The sequence below is a fragment of the Paradesertivirga mongoliensis genome (assembly GCF_024436395.1).
Lineage (GTDB): Bacteria > Bacteroidota > Bacteroidia > Sphingobacteriales > Sphingobacteriaceae > Paradesertivirga > Paradesertivirga mongoliensis.
This window is the reverse complement of sequence record NZ_JAFMZO010000002.1, coordinates 945,490-966,578: the sequence shown is the minus strand read 5'-3', so window position 1 is coordinate 966,578 and position 21,089 is coordinate 945,490. Positions and strand designations below refer to the sequence as shown.

Here is a 21,089-nt window from a genome sequence, read left to right as displayed (position 1 = left end):
GGGACTGTTACTACTTAAACAATAAACAGTATTATGGACATCAAGCCGGCAAACTCCTCTAAACCAATCGTTATAATAGGTGCACTGTTTTTCATTTTTGGATTTGTTACCTGGCTTAATGGTACTCTTATTCCCTTTTTAAAACTTGCGTGTAACCTTGAAACAGACACTCAGGCTTTTTTCGTGACTTTTGCCTTTTATATGGCGTACTTTTTTCTTGCGCTTCCTTCATCCTGGATTTTGAAGAAAACGGGAATGAAAGATGGTATGGCACTGGGCTTAATTGTGATGGCACTAGGTGCGATAATTTTTGTGCCGGCTGCGAATGCCAGAAGCTTTGGGCTTTTTTTAACCGGATTATTTGTTCAGGGCGCCGGATTATCGATACTTCAAACCGCATCTAATCCTTACATCAGTATTGTCGGGCCGATTGAGAGCGCCGCTCAACGAATCAGCATTATGGGAATTTGCAATAAAGTGGCAGGGATTTTAAGTCCTTTAATTCTTGGAGCTATCGTGTTGAAAGATGCAACGGCCCTTGAAACGCAGATAAATGCAACCACTGACGTGCTTAGTAAAAATTCATTGTTAGATGAGTTGGCCGGCCGGGTGATAACACCGTATATCATCATCGCCATCTCTTTAGTCTTGTTGGCGCTGTGGATCCGGAAATCATCGCTTCCAGATATAGACGCTTCAAAAGCAAATGCACAGCCTGAAGGAAGATCATTAGAAGCCGGTAAAACAAGTGCTTTACAATTTCCGCATCTTCTGCTCGGCGTTTTATGTTTGTTTTTATATGTTGGAGTAGAAGTAATGGCCGGCGATGCTATCGGAATCTACGGAAAAAGCTTTGGTATTCCCCTGGATGAAACCAAATATTATACCTCATTTACCTTAGGAGCCATGCTGGTGGGCTATGTTGCGGGAATCATCGCCATACCTAAGTATATTACGCAGGAGAACAGTCTGAAAATTTCAGCAATATTGGGTGTTGTTTTTACGGTTGGAGCGCTTCTTACCGAAGGATATATATCAGTGGGTTTTGTTGCAGCATTGGGACTGGCAAATGCATTAATGTGGCCAGCTATTTTCCCTATGGCGATTAGAGGATTGGGAAGATTTACTGAAACCGGTTCAGCTTTTTTGATTATGGGTATTGCTGGTGGAGCTATCATCCCGCTTATTTTTGGGCATTTTAAAGAGATACACGATTTTCAATGGGTGTTTTTTAGTGTAATGGCACCTTGTTATCTATATATATTGTATTATTCAATTGCAGGCCATAAGATTGGCCTAAAAAGAACGTAACCATTTTTTGTATCCCACTTAATTTTTAAATGATCGATAAACCCAGCTTCGATACCATATTTATGAATCTTGCTTCCGATCTGGCCAGGCGCTCGCATTGCGTTAAAGCACAGGTTGGAGCGGTGCTGACAAAAGATACTCGGATAATATCCATCGGCTATAATGGTCCGCCGGCCGGAACCCATAATTGTGATGAAGAATGGCCTGAGACCGGTTGCCCGCGCGACGCACGGGGAAGCTGTTCACTCGCCCTGCATGCCGAAGAAAATGCAATTTTATATGCCGTAAAAAATGGGGCCGACCTGCAAGGATCGACATTATATCTTACCCTGTCTCCTTGTTTACCCTGTGCCCGTATCATTTATTCGTCGGGTGTAAAGCGGGTATATTATAAAAGCTCTTACGCTAAATATAAAGGTCTTCCTTCCGACGAAGGAGTGGATTTTTTAAATAAATTTGGAGTAATAGCTTTGCAGGCCGGGGTGGAGAGTACCTGAACTCGACGGGAATCTACTTGTTTTATTAATGTGTATTTGTCTGATTTTGAATGAAATGTCTATATTTTTATAGACGCCGTCTGTTTTGGCAGACATTTGTTTAAACATTTATATTTTAAGAGCTATTCTTATGAAAATTTATTTTTTCTCAACCTCATAGCAAAACTGGGTTTAAAGCGCCTAAACATATTCTACCGCTTGCCCATAAGCTAGTGAAGGGGAATTGTACCGCGTTTGGGTCTTGGTGAGCTCATTTCGGAACGCTTATTGATATATAGCTTTAGACTGCGATTGCAGAAAATAATTAATTTTTGAAAAGCTATGAGAGATTTTAATCCTGCCCTGGAACATTTAATGAAGTTTACACCTTCAGATTCAATCAGAAAAACGCCTGTATCTTCTTATACAGCGCATAACAGCTGGTTTGAAGTAAATAAGGTGGATAGCGGTTCAAAAAGAACAATTAAGGCTAAAGGAGCAAAATCTTAACAGATTTGCTCCTTTTTATTTTTAGTTACTCGTAAGCTCCTCCAACAATAATGCAGCAATTCCGTCAATTGTCTGTGCAACAATATCATCCGGACTTCCTTCAAAAAATAATGTTGTTTTCCATGCTCGATCTTTGATTATCGCGTGGACGAACATGGTGCCTACTGGTTTTTCTTCAGTTTCACTTCCTCCGGGAGATGCCAAGCCCGTAACAGCTACAATGATATCTGCCGGGATCAGGCTTTTAAGCCCCTCAGCTAATAACTGGGTGACTTCTGGCGATTCTGCGGAATACTTATCGATAACTTCTGCCGGAATTTTCAAAAGGCCTTCCTTTACACTCCGGTCGTAGCAAACAATACTTCCCATCACTATCTGCCCGCAATCGGGTACCGCGGTAAAGTCGTAAACCAGACGACCCGTTGTGGCGCTTTCAACAAAAGCAATGGTTAAATCTTGTGATAATATGTTGTGGCAACAAGCAATTACTGATTTAGCAGGCATAAATTATGTTTCTTTTCCTAACACCGGGTTTACTCAATGGTTTGGACTATTTGCTTTGCCTTTTAGTTCCCAATGATCTTTAAAAACGTTACCCTCTTTGTCACGCTTTAATGTACGTGCATACCGCTCGCCTTTTATGCCGCCACTTTCGGTTTTCTTGCCTATGAATAGTAAAATTGGATTGCCTTCTTCGTCGGTTTTAAATACAATGTCTTTGCCCTTGTATGAACTATTAATTAATGTTGAGTTTGCATAGGTTTTACCTAATATTTTCAACAGATCTTCGTTTAGTTTCATACAAGTATTAAATCCAAATCAGGAAAGATGTTTTTGAATTTTCTGATATATTTACTTCTAGGCAATACAGTTATATGATAAAAAAAATTTTATGTCTATTTATTGCGGGCTTCCTGATAGCAGGAGAAGCTTCGCAGGCACAGTCTAAACTCTCAGAAAGCACAGTTCCAAAGGTCAAGCTGCCTTCAAACATGTTCTTCAAAAAGCTTTCGAACGGGCTTGATGTTTTGGTACTGGAAGATAACAGCGTTCCCTTGGCTACCATCGAGATCGCTGTAAAAAACGGGTCGTATACAGAATCGCCCGAATATAATGGCCTGAGCCACTTATATGAGCACATGTTTTTTAAAGCCAACAAAGATTATCCCAGTCAGGAAGATTTCTTAAACAGGGTGAGCGAACTCGGAATCAGTTTTAACGGAACAACCTCCCAGGAACTCGTGAATTACTATTTTACTCTGCCTAAGTTTAATTTGCAGCAAGGTCTTGAGTTTATGAATTCGGCTATCCGTTTTCCAAAGTTTGATGCCGAGGAAATGAAAAAGGAAAACGTGGTAGTGGATGGCGAGTTTCAGCGAAACGAATCTAACCCTTACTTTGCTCTTTTCGATGAGATGAACAAAAAGTTATGGGGCGACCTCTATAGCAGGAAAAACGTGATCGGGAATCACGACATTATCCGCTCGGCCACTCCGGCTAAAATGGATACCATTAAGAATAAGTATTACTGGCCCAACAACTCATTGCTGACCATAGCCGGCGATGTAAAGCATGAGGAAGTATTTAAGGAAACTGAACGAATTTTTAAGGACTGGAAACCTTCAGGTTTTGATCCTGCTAAAAGATGGCCGGTTCCAGAGTTTAAGCCTTTAACAAAAACCGAGCATTTTATTGTTGAATCTGATCTTTCGCGGGTGCCGTTTATTATGATTAACTGGCAAGGTCCTGACACCCGGAACGATTTACCTGCTACCTACGCCGCAGATGTATTTTCTTTTATTATTAATCAGAACTCTTCAAAGTTTAGCAAAGCGTTGGTCGATGCCGGCTTAGCTTTGCAGGTCAATATCGGTTATCTTACTCAAAAGCATACAGGGCCTATAAGTGTATTTGTGGTACCTAACCCTTCGAAAATTAAAGAATGTATCGCTGAAGTGAAAAAGCAGATAGCTTTATGGGATACCGATACATATCTTACCGACGATCAGATTGAAACTGCAAAGCGGATGCTCGAAATAAGCCAGGTAAAAGACGAGGAAATTACCTCCAACTTCGTTCATACGATCTCTTTTTGGTGGGCATCAGCATCAATTGATTATCTGACTACTTATATCGCGAATTTACGAAAGGTAAACCGTGCCGATTTGCAGCAATACGTTAGAAAATATATTAAGAACAAGCCATATGCAGCGGGGATGTTAATCAGTGCACCGATGCGGGCAGAATTGAAACCAGAAGAGTTTTTTAAATAATTGACAAGTATGAAACGTATTGTATTAAATATCTATTTTTTATTTATCACGCTTGCGGCAGTCGCTCAATCAAAAGCAACGTCTTTTGATGTGGCTGGTATCAAAGTGATAATGAAACCTACCCAGAAGGAAATCATCAACGTAAGTATGTATTACCGGGGTGGAGTTGCTAATTATCCGGCAGATAAAGCAGGGATTGAGAATCTTGCACTGGCTGCTACTACAGAATGCGGAACAAAGAAGTACGATAAAGATACTTTTAAAGACCGTGAAGACGCTTTCGGAGTGGAAGTGAGTGGTTCATCCGGGTACGATAACGGAACGGTCAGCATGAATTGTATTTCCAGATTCTTTGATGAAGGATGGGGACTGTTTGCAGATGCCGTTACCAATCCTGTATTTGAAGAAAAGGAGCTTGAGATGTTAAAGGAAAAGCTCATTTCAGGAATCAAGCAATCCGAGTCGGATCCTGACGAACGTATCGAGCAGCTCACCATTAAGAACACATTCGGAGGTACGCCCTACGCTATTGATCCTATTGGCGAAGAAACAACTTTAGCTAAACTGAGCGCTGCTGAAGTGAAAGATTATTACTACAACCAGCTACTCAACAAGAACAGGATGTTTATAGTTGTGGTGGGAAAAATTTCAAAAGAGGAAGTGATCAAGCGAATTACTGCTTCTTTCGCCTCTTTGCCTGCAAAAGCATATAACCCGGTTAAATACACATTTCCGAATACGGCAAATGGCAAGTTGTTAACTGAAGAGCGCGCATTAGCTACCAACTATATTACCGGGAGCTTTAATGCACCAGCTGTCGCCAGTAATGATTATTTGCCTTATCGCCTGGCTGTTTCTGCTTTGAGTAATCGCTTGTTCAGAGAAATCAGGACAAAGCGTAATCTTTCTTACGCCCCCTACGCGCATAGTGTTAACCGGTTAATGCCTTACTCGGTGATGTACGTAAGCACTACCGATCCAAAGGCTTCGGTTGAGGTTATGGTTGAAGAACTTAGAGATTTAAGAGATAATGGCTTTTCGGAAGAGGAGCTTTCATCTGGAAAAAGTGGTTTCATTACAAATAACTACATGAAAGAAGAGAGTACCGGAGCAATTGCGGCAGCTTTAGGAAATGCAGAGGTACTTGGAGATTGGAGAATTGCCGATGAAACCGCTGAAAGAATCACAAAAGTAACCTTAGCCGAAATGAATTCGGTGTTGAAAAAATATGTCAGTACTATACGATGGAGTTATCTGGGAGATAAGAAACTGGCAGAAGACGCTTCGGCGGTTTTTATAAACTCTCTTTAGTTTGTCTTATCAAAGGGCTGTCTCAAAATTCCTGCATCGATGCCGGTGTATGTTTTTGAGACGGCTTTTTGTTTCACGATGTTGTTGAACAATACATTTCTGCCAGCGTTATCTCTTACAGTATGAAAACTATTCTGACTATCACACTTAATCCTACAGTAGACAAGAGCACGGTAATTGATCAGTTGATTCCTGAAAAGAAACTTCGCTGCGAACAGCCGAAGTTTGAACCTGGTGGGGGAGGTATTAACGTGTCGCGCGGATTGAAGCGGCTCGGATCTGATTCTGTGGCTTTGTTTCCGTCCGGAGGCAGAACGGGTAAGTTGCTGGAAGAACTGTTGAAAAAAGAGAATGTCAACCAGCATTCAGTTGAAGTGATTGCCGAAACCCGCGAGAACTTTATCGCGGTAGCCAGCGCTACTAATCAGCAATATCGCTTTGGGATGCCTGGGTCTGCGATATCACAGAACGAGCAAAATGCTATTTATTCGGCTTTCGAAAGCCTTAATCCCTTCCCCCAGATTATTGTGATTAGTGGGAGTCTTCCTCCTGGAATAGAGCCCGATTTTTTACGGAAGCTGATAAAAGCTGGGAAAGCAAAAGGTGCTAAAGTGGTGGTGGATACTTCGGAAGAAGCGTTGAAACATGCGGTTGAGGAGGGGGTGTTTTTGCTGAAGCCAAATCTTGGGGAGCTTGGCCGTTTGGTGGGTAGAGAAAGTCTGGATGATGAATCTGCTGACGAGGCCGCCCGCGAGTTGATCAATGCGGGGAAAACAGAAGTCATTGTGGTTTCACTCGGTCCACAAGGCGCTTATTTAATCACGAAAGATATAAATGAACACATACCTGCACCAACTGTGAAAAAGTTAAGCACGGTTGGAGCCGGAGACAGCATGGTGGCTGGAATGGTATCTGTTCTGGCTAAAGGCGGCAGTTATCAGGAAATGGTAAGAATGGGGGTAGCCTGTGGTTCTGCAGCAACGATGAATGCAGGAACCCAGCTCTTTAAGCAGGAAGACGCATTCAGATTATTTAATTGGCTGATGAGCAGGCAATAATTTTGCTCATCAGCCAATTGCTTATTTCGCTGGGATAAAGTTTGAAGCTTTAAGCCAGTTTTCTACGCGTTCTATCCATTTGTCGGGAGTAGTACGGTTATTAATTCCAAAGCCATGGCCACCTTTCGGGTAGATATGCATTTCTGCTGATACTCCATTCTTTACAAGTGATTCATAAAACCGCAGGCTGTTGGCTACTTTCACTGTTTTGTCGTCGCCTGCATGAATGAGCATAGTTGGAGGCGTTTGAGGTGTTACCTGTGTGTCGTTTGAATACAGGGCGGTTAATTCAGCGCCTGGCGTAGTGCCTATTAAGTTATCACGCGATCCTTTATGCATCAGTTCTTCAGTCAGGCTGATCACCGGGTAAACCAGCACCATAAATGAAGGCCGCAGATTTGTATTTTCTTTATTGCCTATCACCGCCTTTTTGAAGTGTGTGCCTGCTGTCGAAGCCAGATGTCCTCCAGCCGAAAAACCGATTATACCCACTTTTGCCGTATCAACGCCCCATTCGTTTGCCCTCATCCGCACTGTTTTAATTGCTTGCTGGGCATCCTGTAAAGGGCCAATAGATTTATCAGCCATGGTTTGGTCGGAAGGTAATCTGTATTTAAGAATGAAGGCTGCAACTCCCATTTTGTTAAATGCGGCAGCAATGTCGGTCCCTTCGTTGGTGTACGATACGATCCGGTATCCTCCACCAGGCACAATGACAACTGCGGCGCCGTTAGCTTTGCCTTTTTCCGGCAGGTGTACCTCCAGGGTCGGTGCAGTTACTTTACCGTAACGGATCTGACCACTATTATTTACATTTTTTTCTTCCTTTTCAGTATTCTGAATAGAATTTGGAATTTTGTCTGCGTATAACGGAAGTACCGTTTGAGCATTTGTGTTTGTCACGATGGCGATCGCAGCCACTGCAAGTATCAGAGATTTATACATAACGATTATTCAACGCAATATACAAAATCGGGCTATTTGTAATAACCCGATCTGAATGTAAGTACGTAACTTTCATGTTCTAATGCGTCTTTCCACTGGTGGATGAGGTGTTTGTAGGCTTCACCAACAGGTCGGATTTTTCGGTCTAGATCGTACAGTCCTAATGAATTTACGTTCCCTGCGTCATTTCTTAGAGCCGAATCCCAGTCAACCTGGTCTGTTAAACTGTACCATGTAAATCCATGAATCGGAATGCCATCGCGTTTTAAACGCCTGACATTTGCCCACTGTGTTTGAAGCCACCTTAATGCGTTGGTTTCCGAAATATTGGTTTCGGTATGCATTACCGGTAGTTTATACCGGCTGAAATACTGATGGGTAATTACATAATACCCGAAAATTTCACCGGCGGCCGATGTGCTTCCGTTTTCGTGTACCATGTGCTCGTTGGTGATGTAATAATCGTTGCCCATGATGCAGTTACCCTTAATGATGTTGTTTTCGAACCAGTGATATTCCTCGCGGGTCATGCCATTTTCTATAAGATATTCGTACATGGTTACACTGATAGGGTAGCCGTAACTCAAGTCGAGCGATAGAAAACGCTTCTGATTAAGAAAGGCGGCAAGAGCATCGCAGTCCGGAGTTTCAGGATGGAAATATTCTGATGATTCACTTTGGATAAAAGTGGCGTTGGGTTGTATTTCTAGAATGGCATTCATTGCGAGAACATTCGCCTTGCAAAGATTGGTCAATGCTCTCACAAACGACTTGTCGTCTGTCTTACATTCATTCCACCAGCCATATTGCGCCGAAAACATGGCTGCAACAAAAATTTCATTAACCGGTGTATAAAATTCGATATAAGGAAACCGCTTAGCAAACGCTTTGGCATACTCCGCGAAATGTATTGGAAAGTCTTTATTCTGAAAATCTCCAAGCCAGTCTGGAACTCCAAAATGGCAAAGGTCTACGATCGGTGTAATGCCAGTCTCCTTCATGTAATTGAAGGTTTCGTCCACAAAAGACCAGTCGTATTTTCCCGGACCTAAATGAGTTCGATGCAAAGGAGCGCCATACCTTAAAAATTCAATCCCCATCTCTTTAACTAGGTCGAAATCTTTCTTCCAATGCGTATAGTGGCCGCACTTTTCCATCTCATCTACTCTTTTTCTTGTGCCATCAGGGAGGGTAATCATGGGATAACTATTCTCGATCCCGGTTGCGAACATAAATTTGTTTCTTCTCATTTTATCCAATCAAAATAATCTTACAACAACTATTTTGATTGCTTTGTTGTGCGGTAATTTCCGTTTAAGAAATTTTTGGTCTTTTTTCATTAGGTTTGTTAATAGATGCGTTGATTCATAATAAGTTATCCGAAAGTGATGGTTGATGTATTTTCAAACAGAATGAAATTTATTTTCCGGATCAGCGCACAAATAACGGATAAAATTGTTGGTAAGGTGAGGAATATTGTCAACCAATGGTAGATGGATTTTCCCGTATTCGGGCAGTTTGTTGGCTGGAATATTGCCTGGATATGCCACCTTCCGAGTCGTAGTTGTTTGGTTCAGAAATTGCTTAAATGTTGACTTATGCTAAAGAAACTGCTCACTTTCTCTGCCTTTATTCTTCTTGTTTACTCTGCGAAATCTCAAAGCTTAAGTTGGCATGTTACGGCACAGGCCGGAACGGCAAAATATCAGTTCGAAAATTTTCAAGGCGCATTTCTGGCAGGTTTTCAAAACCCTCAGGGCCAGCAATTTTCTTTTGGCCCGGTGATAAAGGGCTATGAGTTTAACGCCGGTTTTAAAAATATTATGGGCGGCCGGATCTATTCACAGGCAAAGATCTACAAGGGTATAAGTATGTATCTTCAGTGCGATGTGTTTGGCGGGTCGGGGTCAACATCCCTCTATGCATCCAGATCGCCAATGCGCCTGGAAACTGGCGCCGGAGTTATTTACACAGTTTACAATAGAGTTGGCTTAAGCGCCGGCTATAATTTAGGCGAATTAAATCCCATCAGTGGCGTTCGCCGAAACACCCCCGCCATTAAATTGATTTACCTCATGCCCTTCAGTGATAGTGGCTGGTAGATGGCTATCCGGTTCACAGAAAATAATTAGAACCTTATTTCCTTAACGTCAGTATAAATTTCAGAATTGTTATTACTAAAGAGAGCCGATACATTTTGCATATTCAATTTGTTTTAAAAAAATCTATTTATTTTACTGATCTTGCAGAGGTTCAAACATGCTAAAGTACATTACTCTTCCAGAACCGTTTTTTTATATAGTAATCTTTTTGATTGCGGTAGTACTTGTATTGATCGCTATCCCATCAATTATACACGTTGCTAATCACAGGGCTTTATTTGATGATATTGATACAGAAAGGAAAGACCACAAATTTGGCATCTCGAGGTTAGGAGGAGTAGCGATCTTTTGCAGTTTTATGATTTCAAGCCTGTTCATACCGAATGCAGGTGCTTTCAGAGAATTTCATTTCCTTCTGGCATCCTGTCTTATATTATTCGCTGTAGGCCTCAAAGACGACTTATGGGGCGTCAATCCGAGTACCAAGTTTGGAATGCAGTTTATTGTTGCCTCCATTATGGTTTTGCTCGCCGACGTAAGAGTTACGAGTTTATACGGCGTCTTCTCAATTTATGATATTCCCTACTTTGTAAGTGTAAGTTTCACCATTTTGTTAATTATGTTCGTAATCAATGCCTTCAATTTGATCGACGGGATTGATGGATTGGCTGGGGTAACCGGCCTGGTGGTAAATATTAGCTTGGGAATAATGTTTGCCGAGATGGGCGAGACAATACTTGCCTCAATGGCATTTATTATAGCTGGCGCTTGCATTGGTTTCTTACGTTACAATATCACTCCAGCCCAGATTTTCATGGGCGATACCGGTTCACTTCTTTTAGGTTTCATATCAATAGTGCTATGTGTTCAGTTTATTGAGCTGAATAAGGTGAGCGGAACTAATATTGTATTCTATAGCTCTGCACCTTCAATCGCGGTAGCGATCTTAATAGGTCCTATTTTCGATGCCATAAGAGTATTCACGCTTCGTACTATAAAAACAGGTTCACCATTCGTAGCCGACAGAAATCATGTTCATCACCGCATGCTGCATATGGGCTTTTCTCATCTGCAAACAACGCTAATCCTAATGGGCTTTCATATTGTGATGATCTATGTAGCGCTGTCTTTACGGTTTATAGGCAATTTCTCGCTTATAGGTATATTATTCTTGATTTGCCTGTTTTTTAATCTTCTTTTGACCTTTATGATCAGGTCGAAAACCAGAAAAAGCTACCGGATTGTAAACTTTCTCTGGTAAATTCTCTTTAGTGTTTATGGAACCTTTAAGCACTAAGATCTCTGATATTTCGGTTTCTTACCTCCTAAAACCTTCTGCAAAGGCCGGACCTACCGTAGTTTTTATACACGGTTTTCCCTTCAATAAATCTATGTGGCAATCACAGATGGAATCGCTTCCTGATGGAGTTCAGGGCCTTGTTTTTGATATCCGCGGCTTTGGGGAAAGTACCACCGATCACCGATTTTTTAGTATTGATCTTTTTGCGCGCGATCTGATCGAACTTATAAAAGCGCTCGGGCTCGAAACCTGCATACTTTGTGGTATTTCTATGGGTGGTTACATCGCCCTGAGGGCACTGGAGTTATCTCAGGATAATATAAAAGGTGTGATTTTATGTGATACCAATTGTATTGCCGACGGGAACGAGAGCAAGCTAAAGCGATTCACTTCCATTCAACAGATTCTTAACGGCCAGAAAAATGAATTCACGGAAGCATTCATAAAAAATGTTTTTGCCGAATCAACCTTCGGGGATAATCCTGATGCAATTAGTTCAGTGAGAAAGCAGATTAGCAGTACCGCCGATGAGACCATTTGCTCTGCGCTGCTCGCCCTTGCCTCAAGAACAGATACCAGCGCTTCTTTGGCCAACATCAAAATCCCGACGCTGGTAATAAGAGGGGAGGGCGATAAACTGATGAGCGAAGAGCACACCCGTCAGCTGATTGATGGAATTCCCGGCGCCGAATATGAATCTGTTCCAAACTCTGGGCATCTACCCAACCTTGAGAACCCTTGGCATTTTAACAAAACCTTAAACACCTTTCTGAACAAACATTTCCTTGCCTGATTGTTTTAATTGGGCATGAGCGATACCGAAATTCTGCTTGATGAAAATAATCTGATTTATGTAACTGATTCCACACCCGGAATAAGCCGGGAGCTTGTTAAGGAAGGATATCGGTATTTAAATCCGAAAGGTGAGGAGATTACAGATGTTCGAACGCTGGAGCGGATCAGGAAGCTTGTACTTCCGCCGGCCTGGCAGAATGTATGGATAGCTCCCAAAGCTAACGCTCATCTGCAGGCAACAGGCATTGACCAGGCGGGGCGTAAACAATACCGCTACCATCATGATTGGGCGAAATCGCGGAATGAAAGTAAGTTTTACAGGCTTTTAGAATTCGGAAAAAAGCTGCCTGAGTTTAGAAGAAACTTACGAAAGGATTTGAAGAGGCGAGAGATGGACGAACGCAAGGTTTTGGCCATATCAGTAAGTTTGATGGAAAAGACTCTTATCAGAATTGGGAATGAATCGTATAAGCAGCTTTATGGTTCGTATGGTTTGAGCACCTTACGGGATAAACACATCAAAATTAATGGCACGAGCATGAAGCTGTCTTTTAAAGGGAAGAAAGGAGTAATGCATGATATCGACCTGAACGATCGGACACTGGCAAAGCTGGTGAAAAAGTGCAGGGATATCCCCGGACAGGAACTTTTTCAGTTTTACACCCCGGGTGGGGAACGTAAGTCTATCGACTCGGGAATGATTAACCGCTATATTAAAGAGATAACCTGCTGTGATTTCACCGCTAAGGATTTCAGAACCTGGTTTGGGTCTTTGGAGGCTTTACGCATCTATTCGCAATATGAATATACCGAACTGGAATCAAAACGGAAAAAAGTAACTGTAGCTATGCTTGACGAAGTCTCCTCGAAGTTAGGAAATACGCGTACGGTTTGTAAAAAGTATTATGTTTTTCCACCGCTCATCGAGTCGTATGAAAGCGGAACTTTATATCCATATTTGAAAAAGGTTAAAAATATTCTTCCGGCAGCAGATGATGTTGCGCTTAATGTGGACGAGAAAGTTTTGTTAAGTTATCTAAAAAACGAACGGAAGAAGAAGCAACTTTCTAAAGCAGCATAAACACAGCGGCCGCAATAGTCATCACAATGATAAACCAGCGATAATGCTTCTCGGGGATTCTTTTCACAATAAAAATACCGACGGCAGCCCCAAGCAGAATCAACGGGCTTACAACCAGCGAAAGTAATGCAGTTTTTAAGGTGATGGTGTGCCAGCTAAATACATGGAAGGGGACTTTTGCCCAGTTTATTACCAGGAAGAACCAGGCTGTGGTTCCGATATAGACATTCTTAGGGAGCCTTGCTGCGAGCAGATAGACAGCCATAACGCTTCCAGCCAAATTACCAACCATCGACGTGAAGCCGCCTGCAATGCCAGTCGATACGGAAAACCAACCTGTCTTAGGAATTTCTTCTTTTTTGTGCCCCTTTAACCAGATCATCAAAGGGATACTAATGAAGATAGTTATTGCCATGATGAGTTTGAAGGTTTTATCGTCGATATAAGCTCCGGCGAAAGTGCCAGCGACAATACCCAATCCAGCCCATGGAAACAAGAGTTTAAGGTGGTGCCATGAAGCATGGCGGTGGTAATACCAAACACCAAAGACATCTGCAATGATTAGCATTGGAAGTATAATCCCGCTCGAACTATGTCCACCAAAAACAAGCGCCAACAGCGGAGCGGATAGCATACCTGCGCCATGAACCCCGGTTTTAGACATCCCGGTTAGAAGTGCTACGAGCCCTATCAATAGCCAATTTTCAAGACTCAGATGATAAGAAAAGATCGCTGTCAAAGTGTGGCGAAATTATTCATTGATGCAGGAAATTTTAAACTGAATTACTGCAAGTCGGTATAGAGCTTATTCGATCGCTTTTCCCTTCATTGCTTGTCCTATTGCCTGGTCCATTAAACGCTCGGCAAAAGGCCGGGTAAACTCATTCAATTCATCAATCTTTTTGTGAATTAAGTCTTTGTTGCCCGAAGTTAGCGCTTCCCGCAGGGCTTGGATGTATTCCTGAGTTTTACTAATTTCTTCAATGGAGAAATAGGCGCCATTTTTTTCAATAAATCTTTCGGCGGTGTACACCATCTGTTCTCCTTCCGTGCGAGCTTCGATGATCATTCGCTGAGAAACATCTTCTTTTGCATGAGTGATAGAATCGAACAACATTTGCTCTACTTCCTGGTCTGTTAAGCCATAGGTTGGTTTTACGTCTACCTCTTGTTTCACACCCGAGCGCAGTTCAATGGCCTGTATCTTCAAAATGCCGTCGGCGTTTAACAGAAAGTTGATGTCGACTTTTGGGAACCCGGCAGGCATAGCCGGAATACCTTTTAAATCAAATTCGGCGAGTTTTCGGTTTTCTTTAACCAGATCGCGCTCGCCCTGGAAGACCGAAATCTTCATATTCACCTGACCATCAATGGAAGTAGTGTATTGTCGTCCGGCTTTTGTAGGCACCTTAGAATTGCGGGGAATTATCACATCCATTAGTCCGCCCATGGTTTCGATACCTAAGGAAAGCGGAGTAACATCTAAAAGAAGGATGTCTTTGCGGTTTCCTGCTAAAATATCGGCCTGTATAGAGGCGCCAAGGGCTACTACTTCATCAGGATTTATTTTGTCGTGCACGTCTTTATTGAAAAATGCCGAGACCGAGTTTTTCACAAGTGGCGTACGGGTTGAACCTCCCACCATCACCACTTCGTCAATATCTTCAATACTAAGCCCGGCATCTTTCATTGCATTCTTGCAGGCGTTAATAGTCTCCTCCACTTTTCCAGAAATTAATTCTTCAAATGTTTGGCGGGTAATAGCACATGGCAGTGAAGCTACCGTACCTGTGAATATATTTTGTGTGCTAAGTGCTTTTTTGGCTTCTTCTGCTTTCAGCCGAAGTTCTTGTGTTAATTCCGAATTGGAGGTTACTTCATCCGGATCAAGCTTGTTTTGCTCGATCCAGTAATTAACTATTGCCCGGTCAAAATCATCTCCTCCTAAGAATGTATTTCCGTTAGTAGATAACACTTCGAAAATTCCATTTTGAATCTTCAGGATTGACACGTCGAAAGTGCCTCCGCCAAGGTCATAAACCGCTATAGTTTTTTCTTCTTCCGGGTTTAACCCGATTCCGTAAGCTAAACTTGCCGCTGTAGGTTCGTTAACAATTCTAAGAACGTCCAACCCTGCAAGCTTTCCGGCATCGCGGGTTGCCTGCCGCTGGCTGTCGTTGAAATAGGCAGGAACCGTAATAACCGCTCGATTAACCGGAGTTTTAAGCGCATGTTCCGCCCGCTCTTTCAGCTCTTTCAAGATCATGGCCGAAAGTTCTATAGGAGTATAAAAGCGGTCGCCTACTTTTATTTTGACGAGGCTTTCGCTGTCATCATCAATTACTTTATATGAAAACAGATTCTGATAAGCTTCAATATCGTGATACGATCGTCCTAATAATCGTTTTACGGAAAATATGGTATTTTGAGGATCAGAGATTAAAAATTCTTTCGCTTCATTTCCAACTACAGGGCTCCCATCAGTATTAAAATGGACAATGGACGGTACCAGTACACCTTTTCCAGCATCGTTGATCACTTGTGCGGTCCCCTCGGGGTTGATAAATGCTACCAGGCTGTTAGTAGTGCCGAGATCGATACCGACAATAATATCTTCTTTCTGAATAGAACCCGTTGCGATATTAATAGAAACTTTGGCCATAATAATTTAAAAGCTGCAATTTACTTAGTTTAAAAGGATTCAGAAATTAATGATTCTTATATAACGGGCAAATGACAGTTTATAAATAAAAGCGGTTGAACTTTGTTTGTACGCGATTAATAAATTTGCAATAAATCGACCCTTAATTCTACTGTCGTTTAGATATTGGCAATTTTTCGTACTTAAATTATCGATAATTTAAAAATGGGTATTTTGTTTTAAAAGACTTGTAATCTACGGATGGTGGTTTTACCTTTGTATTAACGATTCGTTAAAAAATCGCTGCAAACTGTAGGGTGGTGAAACTGGCAGACACACCTCCTTGTCTCGGTGGCGGAGAATCTGGGAAATCCGGTAACGGGCTAACCACTCCTTGAAGGTTCGATTCCTTCCCCTACAGCATCTTTTAGGTAGAGCTCTTAGATCAAGAGCTCTATTTTTTTGCTCCCTCACAAGCGAATTCCTATTTTAGTATCCCATGAGAATTTTTTTTCTAGTCTTTTTTAGCACGGTTTTCGGTAATGCTTTTACGCAAGACTTGGCGTTTTCAAGGAAAATAATAGACACTTTAACATCTCCGCCATATTGGGGACGTGGATATACCAACGAGGGTGCAACTAAAACTGCACAATTCTTAAAGGCTCAGTTAGAGTCGTATGGTTTGAAGCCCTTAAACCAACAATCCTACCTTCAGGAATTTTATCTGTCGGTAAACACCTTCCCGGGTAAAATGGAGGTGTCTCTTAATGGGATCGCTCTTGTACCAGGAGGGGATTTTATTGTAAGTCCGGATAGCCGCGGTATAAAAGAATCCTGTAAACTGTTTCAAAAAGACAGCCTCAACTTTGTGAACGATGAAAATCGGATCGTTCTTACCATAAAAGATAAGCTCACCTGGTCGGTGGCGCAACAAACCTCAGAAAATACTCAGATTCTGGTCAACAGAAGTGCCATTCAAAGTCTTCCGCAGAAAATTAAATTGAATGTCGAAAACAGGTTTATAAAGAGCTTTAAGGCTTTCAATGTAGCTGGTATGGTGCGGGGAACTGCAGTTCCAGATTCGATGATTGTCATTACAGCCCACTACGATCATTTAGGAGGGATGGGGGCTGATACTTATTTTCCGGGAGCGAATGACAATGCAAGTGGAATTGCTTTGCTCCTGAATCTGGCCAGGCATTATGCTGCTAAGCCCCCGAGATATTCGGTGGTGTTTATCTGTTTTGGGGCCGAAGAAGCAGGCTTGCTGGGTTCTCTGCATTTCTCACAGAATCCCCTTATCGATCTGAAAAAAATTCGATTCCTGATAAATACGGACCTTGCCGGCACAGGGCAGGAGGGTATTACTGTTGTAAACGGAAGTGTATACACCAGGGAGTTTGAACTGCTTAACCGGATAAATAGCGAGGGGAAATATCTTCCGAAAGTTAACACGCGCGGAAAAGCTGCTAACAGCGATCACTATTGGTTTACAGAAAAAGGTGTTCCTTCTTTTTTTATCTACACTATGGGAGGAATCAAAGCATATCACGATATATACGACAGGGCCTCTACTTTACCGCTTACCGAACATGAAGATTTAATCAGACTCCTGATTAAATTTAATTCAGCTCTAATGTCGAATCACTGACGTTTTCAGAGCAAGACAGAAAAATATTATTTGTTCTTGCTGTTTTCATTAAAAAGCATTTACCTTTACCGCAACTTTAGGGGTGCCGAAAGGCTGAGACATACCCTCATAACTTGAACCAGGTAATACTGGCGTAAGGAAAAGCGATCAACTCATCTCTTCGATGACACCTCCTGAAGTTATAATTCTGCATGTATGGAGGTATTTATCAACAATCAGTCCGTCTCTGTTCGCGATGCTGTAAGGCTAAGTGAAATCCTACTGCAACAAAATTTCCTCGACAAAAAAGGGATCGCTGTTGCTGTAAACAATTCGGTAATTCCCAAAACCGACTGGGAAAACTTTAGGGTTGAATCTGCTGATAAGATAACCATCATTCGTGCTACTCAAGGTGGATAAAAATCAAAATCATATGAAGAGCGAAACTGTTCCAACCGAGCAAGTAATCAGTGCCGGCCCATTTGTTAATTCAACGAAAATCTATGTTCCGGGGAAACTTCACGATATCAAAGTGGCCATGCGTGAGATTAAACTTTCTGACACAATCGATAAGTTTAACGGCAAAACGGAGAAAAACCCTTCGGTGGCGGTGTACGATACCAGCGGCCCCTTTACCGATCCGCATATCGTAGTAGATATCGAAGCTGGTTTGCCGCGTATCCGGGAAAAATGGATTTTAGGCAGGGGAGATGTTGAGGAATTATCAGGGATAAGCTCTGAGTATGGGAAATTGAGAATGAACGATGCAAAGCTTGATGCTTTACGCTTCCAGCATATTAAAAATCCTTTCCGCGCAAAGACGGGCCAAAACGTAACCCAACTTCATTACGCAAAAAAGGGGATCGTCACTCCGGAGATGGAGTATATTTCCATTCGTGAAAATCAGCTCCTGGAAGAAAGGTATAATTCTTCGGACTCTATGTGGTTTCAGCATCCGGGGAATAATTTCGGGGCAAAGACTCCAAAGTTCATCACTCCCGAATTCGTTCGTGATGAAATTGCCGCTGGTCGTGCTATAATCCCGGCCAATATCAATCATCCTGAGTCGGAACCAATGATTATTGGTCGGAATTTCCTGGTTAAGATCAATGCCAACATCGGTAATTCGGCAGTGGGCTCAAGCATTGAAGAAGAGGTAGAGAAAATGGTTTGGGCTACCCGCTGGGGGGCAGATACGGTGATGGACTTGTCTACCGGCAAAAATATTCATGAAACACGCGAATGGATTATTCGCAATTCACCGGTTCCAATCGGTACTGTTCCCATCTATCAGGCTCTGGAGAAGGTAAATGGAAAAGCCGAAGACCTGACCTGGGAAATTTTTAGAGACACGCTTATTGAACAGGCAGAACAGGGAGTAGATTATTTCACTATTCATGCTGGCGTTTTACTGCGATACGTCCCGCTTACCGCGAAAAGACTAACAGGGATTGTCTCAAGAGGTGGGTCTATCATGGCAAAATGGTGCCTTGCTCATCATAAAGAAAACTTTCTTTATACTCATTTCGAGGATATTTGTGAGATTATGAAGGCGTATGACGTCTCATTCTCGCTGGGAGATGGATTACGTCCTGGGTCTATCGCAGATGCGAATGATGCGGCACAATTTGGCGAACTGGAAACCTTGGGAGAGCTCACGAAAGTGGCCTGGAAACACGATATCCAGGTGATGATAGAGGGGCCGGGCCATGTGCCTATGCATTTAATTAAAGAGAATATGGATAAGCAATTAAAGGAATGTCACGAGGCTCCTTTTTACACGCTTGGTCCGTTAACCACAGATATTGCACCGGGCTATGATCATATTACTTCGGCTATTGGTGCAGCGATGATCGGCTGGTTCGGGACGGCGATGCTTTGCTACGTTACCCCGAAAGAGCATCTGGGTTTACCAAACAGAAAGGATGTTAAAGACGGTGTTATTACTTATAAACTGGCTGCGCATGCGGCTGATTTGGCTAAAGGGCATCCCGGAGCTCAATATCGTGATAACGCCTTAAGCAAAGCACGTTTCGAGTTCCGTTGGGAAGACCAGTTCAACCTTTCTCTAGATCCGGATACTGCCAGAGAATATCATGACGAAACGCTCCCGGCCGAAGGCGCAAAGATTGCCCATTTCTGTTCTATGTGCGGTCCCAACTTTTGCAGTATGAAAATCACTCAGGATATCAGAAAATATGCAGACGAAAAGGGAATAGAAGATGAGGCATTAGCAATTGAAGAGGGGATGAGGGAGCGTTCTGAGGAGTTCAAAAAGAAGGGTGCTGAAATTTATTTGTAGTAACAAAGGTATCATCAACTGAATTGCCGGGAGTGGATAGATTAATCGTAATAACAGACCCTGATTGTTTTGCAGGTGAGGCGAATCTTCTCAACCAGCTTTTTAAAGCTGGGTTAAAGAGGCTTCATTTGCGAAAACCCGGACACGGTTGTGATGAAATACGACAATTAGCAGCTCAAATATCACCTAAATTCAGAAAGTATATAAGTGTGCACTATCATCCGGATTTAGTAACAGAGTTGAATCTGGGTGGAAAACATTACTCCTACCACGATATTTTGAACGCTGATTTAGGAGACCCCGAATATATCGTGTCATGCTCGTTGCATACCTGGGAAGAACTGAAGGAACTGCAGGGCAGGAAAATCGATTATTGCTTTATGAGCCCGGTTTATGACAGCGTTTCAAAACGCGGTTACATGGCCAATAGAGCCTTAAGTACGGTCCCTGACTTTGCAAAGGGATTTCCAGCGTATGCACTGGGTGGAATAAATCTTTCTAATTCAACAGAAACCCTGGAAAGAGGCTTCTATGGGATAGCAGTACTTGGCTATTTGTGGGAAGATAAGGAAAATGCGGTTAAACGATTTGAAATGTTAAGAGAGGAGATAGACACATATGTCTGTTAATCGTCCGGTAGTAATGAGCATTGCCGGTTTCGACCCAAGCGGAGGGGCTGGTATTCTTGCGGATATTAAAACTTTTGAGCAACACAAGGTGTACGGACTGGGCGTTTTAACCGCCAATACCATTCAATCGGATAAGGATGTAAGAGAAGTACAGTGGATACCGGTTTTGCAAATAAAAGAACAGATCAAGCTATTGATGGAAAATTGGAACCTTGAGTGGTTCAAAATCGGGATAGTGGAAAGCAGTGATGTGCTTCAGGAAGTACTCCTTTTTATTCTCCAGCACAATCCCAATGCAAAAATTGTATGGGACCCGGTTTTACGTTCAAGCTCGGGCTTTCCCTTCTTCAAAGCGGATCACAGTATAGCCTCGCTTTTAAAACACATTACTGTTCTTACTCCCAATCTTCCGGAATTCGAATTTTTAATCGGGAGTGATGAAGAAGCAGTGAAATTGTCTCAGTATACTATGATTTATTTAAAAGGAGGCCATCGTGAAAATGCTCAATTGGGACAAGACTGGCTTTATTGGAAAGGTGTTAAGCATATTCTCGAACCACAGGTCCTAGGCACAACAAAACATGGCTCGGGATGTGTCCTCTCATCGGCAATTTGTGCCAACCTTGCTTTAAATATTCCACCAATCTCTGCATTTAAGAAGTCTAAACAATACATAGAAAAAGTTTTAAACTCCAACCCAAGCCTGCTGGGCTGGCACACCTAAA

General features: G+C 42.4%; 21 protein-coding genes, 1 tRNA gene and 1 riboswitch. Of the genes, 16 read left to right on the top strand and 6 right to left on the bottom strand.

The window, feature by feature from the left end:
• Positions 1-33: 33 nt before the first annotated feature.
• From J3P43_RS10325 to J3P43_RS10315, 3 genes are all read left to right on the top strand, one after another.
• Positions 34-1,311 (top strand): sugar MFS transporter, encoded by a 1,278-nt coding sequence (locus J3P43_RS10325; RefSeq protein WP_255901905.1) that lies wholly within the window; start codon positions 34-36, stop codon positions 1,309-1,311.
• Between the two features lie 29 nt (positions 1,312-1,340).
• Positions 1,341-1,808, top strand: coding sequence for a deoxycytidylate deaminase (locus J3P43_RS10320; protein WP_255901903.1), 468 nt, complete (start codon positions 1,341-1,343; stop codon positions 1,806-1,808).
• 321 nt (positions 1,809-2,129) lie between these two features.
• Positions 2,130-2,297 carry a hypothetical protein gene (locus J3P43_RS10315; protein ID WP_255901901.1) on the top strand — a complete coding sequence of 56 codons (168 nt, stop codon included), beginning with the start codon at positions 2,130-2,132 and terminating at the stop codon, positions 2,295-2,297.
• A 21-nt stretch (positions 2,298-2,318) separates the two neighbouring features.
• Here J3P43_RS10315 and J3P43_RS10310 read toward each other — a convergent pair whose 3' ends face one another.
• Positions 2,319-2,801: a CinA family protein gene (locus tag J3P43_RS10310; protein ID WP_255901899.1), complete on the bottom strand. Its 483-nt coding sequence runs from the start codon at positions 2,799-2,801 to the stop codon at positions 2,319-2,321.
• 33 nt (positions 2,802-2,834) lie between these two features.
• A complete protein-coding gene (locus J3P43_RS10305; protein WP_255901897.1) occupies positions 2,835-3,098 on the bottom strand; it encodes a hypothetical protein in 264 nt (87 codons plus the stop codon).
• Between the two features lie 74 nt (positions 3,099-3,172).
• Here J3P43_RS10305 and J3P43_RS10300 point away from each other — a divergent pair, with 74 nt between their 5' ends.
• The 3 genes from J3P43_RS10300 to J3P43_RS10290 all read left to right on the top strand — a co-directional run bounded on the left by J3P43_RS10300 (position 3,173) and on the right by J3P43_RS10290 (position 6,939).
• The gene (locus J3P43_RS10300) at positions 3,173-4,570 is read left to right on the top strand and encodes a M16 family metallopeptidase (RefSeq protein ID WP_255901895.1); all 1,398 of its coding nucleotides are present in this window, start codon (positions 3,173-3,175) and stop codon (positions 4,568-4,570) included.
• 9 nt (positions 4,571-4,579) lie between these two features.
• Complete coding sequence (locus J3P43_RS10295) at positions 4,580-5,881, top strand: M16 family metallopeptidase (protein ID WP_255901893.1); 1,302 nt, start codon at positions 4,580-4,582, stop codon at positions 5,879-5,881.
• 122 nt (positions 5,882-6,003) lie between these two features.
• Positions 6,004-6,939: a 1-phosphofructokinase family hexose kinase gene (locus tag J3P43_RS10290; protein ID WP_255901891.1), complete on the top strand. Its 936-nt coding sequence runs from the start codon at positions 6,004-6,006 to the stop codon at positions 6,937-6,939.
• A 21-nt stretch (positions 6,940-6,960) separates the two neighbouring features.
• Here the strand turns inward: J3P43_RS10290 and J3P43_RS10285 are convergent, their stop codons facing one another.
• Both J3P43_RS10285 and J3P43_RS10280 read right to left on the bottom strand, forming a co-directional pair.
• Complete coding sequence (locus J3P43_RS10285) at positions 6,961-7,884, bottom strand: alpha/beta hydrolase (RefSeq protein WP_255901889.1); 924 nt, start codon at positions 7,882-7,884, stop codon at positions 6,961-6,963.
• 32 nt (positions 7,885-7,916) lie between these two features.
• Positions 7,917-9,134: a family 1 glycosylhydrolase gene (locus tag J3P43_RS10280; RefSeq protein WP_255901887.1), complete on the bottom strand. Its 1,218-nt coding sequence runs from the start codon at positions 9,132-9,134 to the stop codon at positions 7,917-7,919.
• A gap of 348 nt (positions 9,135-9,482) precedes the next feature.
• Between J3P43_RS10280 and J3P43_RS10275 the strand changes: the two genes are divergently transcribed.
• The 4 genes from J3P43_RS10275 to J3P43_RS10260 all read left to right on the top strand — a co-directional run bounded on the left by J3P43_RS10275 (position 9,483) and on the right by J3P43_RS10260 (position 13,162).
• A complete protein-coding gene (locus J3P43_RS10275; protein ID WP_255901885.1) occupies positions 9,483-9,986 on the top strand; it encodes a hypothetical protein in 504 nt (167 codons plus the stop codon).
• Positions 9,987-10,143: 157 nt separating this feature from the next.
• Complete coding sequence (locus tag J3P43_RS10270; protein ID WP_255901883.1) at positions 10,144-11,247, top strand: MraY family glycosyltransferase; 1,104 nt, start codon at positions 10,144-10,146, stop codon at positions 11,245-11,247.
• Positions 11,248-11,263: 16 nt separating this feature from the next.
• The gene (locus J3P43_RS10265) at positions 11,264-12,079 is read left to right on the top strand and encodes an alpha/beta fold hydrolase (protein WP_255901881.1); all 816 of its coding nucleotides are present in this window, start codon (positions 11,264-11,266) and stop codon (positions 12,077-12,079) included.
• A 15-nt stretch (positions 12,080-12,094) separates the two neighbouring features.
• The gene (locus J3P43_RS10260; RefSeq protein WP_255901879.1) at positions 12,095-13,162 is read left to right on the top strand and encodes a DNA topoisomerase IB; all 1,068 of its coding nucleotides are present in this window, start codon (positions 12,095-12,097) and stop codon (positions 13,160-13,162) included.
• On the opposite strand, the gene J3P43_RS10255 is transcribed toward J3P43_RS10260, so the two are convergent.
• Both J3P43_RS10255 and hscA read right to left on the bottom strand, forming a co-directional pair.
• A complete protein-coding gene (locus tag J3P43_RS10255) occupies positions 13,149-13,901 on the bottom strand; it encodes a sulfite exporter TauE/SafE family protein (RefSeq protein ID WP_255901877.1) in 753 nt (250 codons plus the stop codon). The genes J3P43_RS10260 and J3P43_RS10255 overlap by 14 nt on opposite strands.
• A gap of 66 nt (positions 13,902-13,967) precedes the next feature.
• The gene (hscA, locus tag J3P43_RS10250; protein WP_255901875.1) at positions 13,968-15,824 is read right to left on the bottom strand and encodes a Fe-S protein assembly chaperone HscA; all 1,857 of its coding nucleotides are present in this window, start codon (positions 15,822-15,824) and stop codon (positions 13,968-13,970) included.
• 290 nt (positions 15,825-16,114) lie between these two features.
• Here hscA and J3P43_RS10245 point away from each other — a divergent pair.
• From J3P43_RS10245 to J3P43_RS10220, 6 genes are all read left to right on the top strand, one after another.
• Positions 16,115-16,224: transfer RNA gene (locus J3P43_RS10245), tRNA-Asp, on the top strand.
• 78 nt (positions 16,225-16,302) lie between these two features.
• Entirely contained in the window at positions 16,303-17,454 is a 1,152-nt protein-coding gene (locus J3P43_RS10240; protein WP_255901873.1) for a M28 family metallopeptidase, read from the top strand.
• Positions 17,455-17,522: 68 nt separating this feature from the next.
• Positions 17,523-17,611, top strand: a riboswitch (TPP riboswitch).
• A 38-nt stretch (positions 17,612-17,649) separates the two neighbouring features.
• A complete protein-coding gene (gene thiS, locus J3P43_RS10235; RefSeq protein WP_255901871.1) occupies positions 17,650-17,853 on the top strand; it encodes a sulfur carrier protein ThiS in 204 nt (67 codons plus the stop codon).
• 13 nt (positions 17,854-17,866) lie between these two features.
• Positions 17,867-19,735: a phosphomethylpyrimidine synthase ThiC gene (gene thiC / locus J3P43_RS10230; RefSeq protein ID WP_255901869.1), complete on the top strand. Its 1,869-nt coding sequence runs from the start codon at positions 17,867-17,869 to the stop codon at positions 19,733-19,735.
• Positions 19,736-19,767: 32 nt separating this feature from the next.
• Positions 19,768-20,364, top strand: a complete 597-nt coding sequence (locus J3P43_RS10225; protein ID WP_255901866.1) for a thiamine phosphate synthase — start codon at positions 19,768-19,770, stop codon at positions 20,362-20,364.
• Positions 20,354-21,088, top strand: a complete 735-nt coding sequence (locus J3P43_RS10220; RefSeq protein ID WP_255901864.1) for a hydroxymethylpyrimidine/phosphomethylpyrimidine kinase — start codon at positions 20,354-20,356, stop codon at positions 21,086-21,088. The genes J3P43_RS10225 and J3P43_RS10220 overlap by 11 nt, the downstream gene beginning before the upstream one ends.
• The last annotated feature ends 1 nt before the right edge of the window (position 21,089 follow it).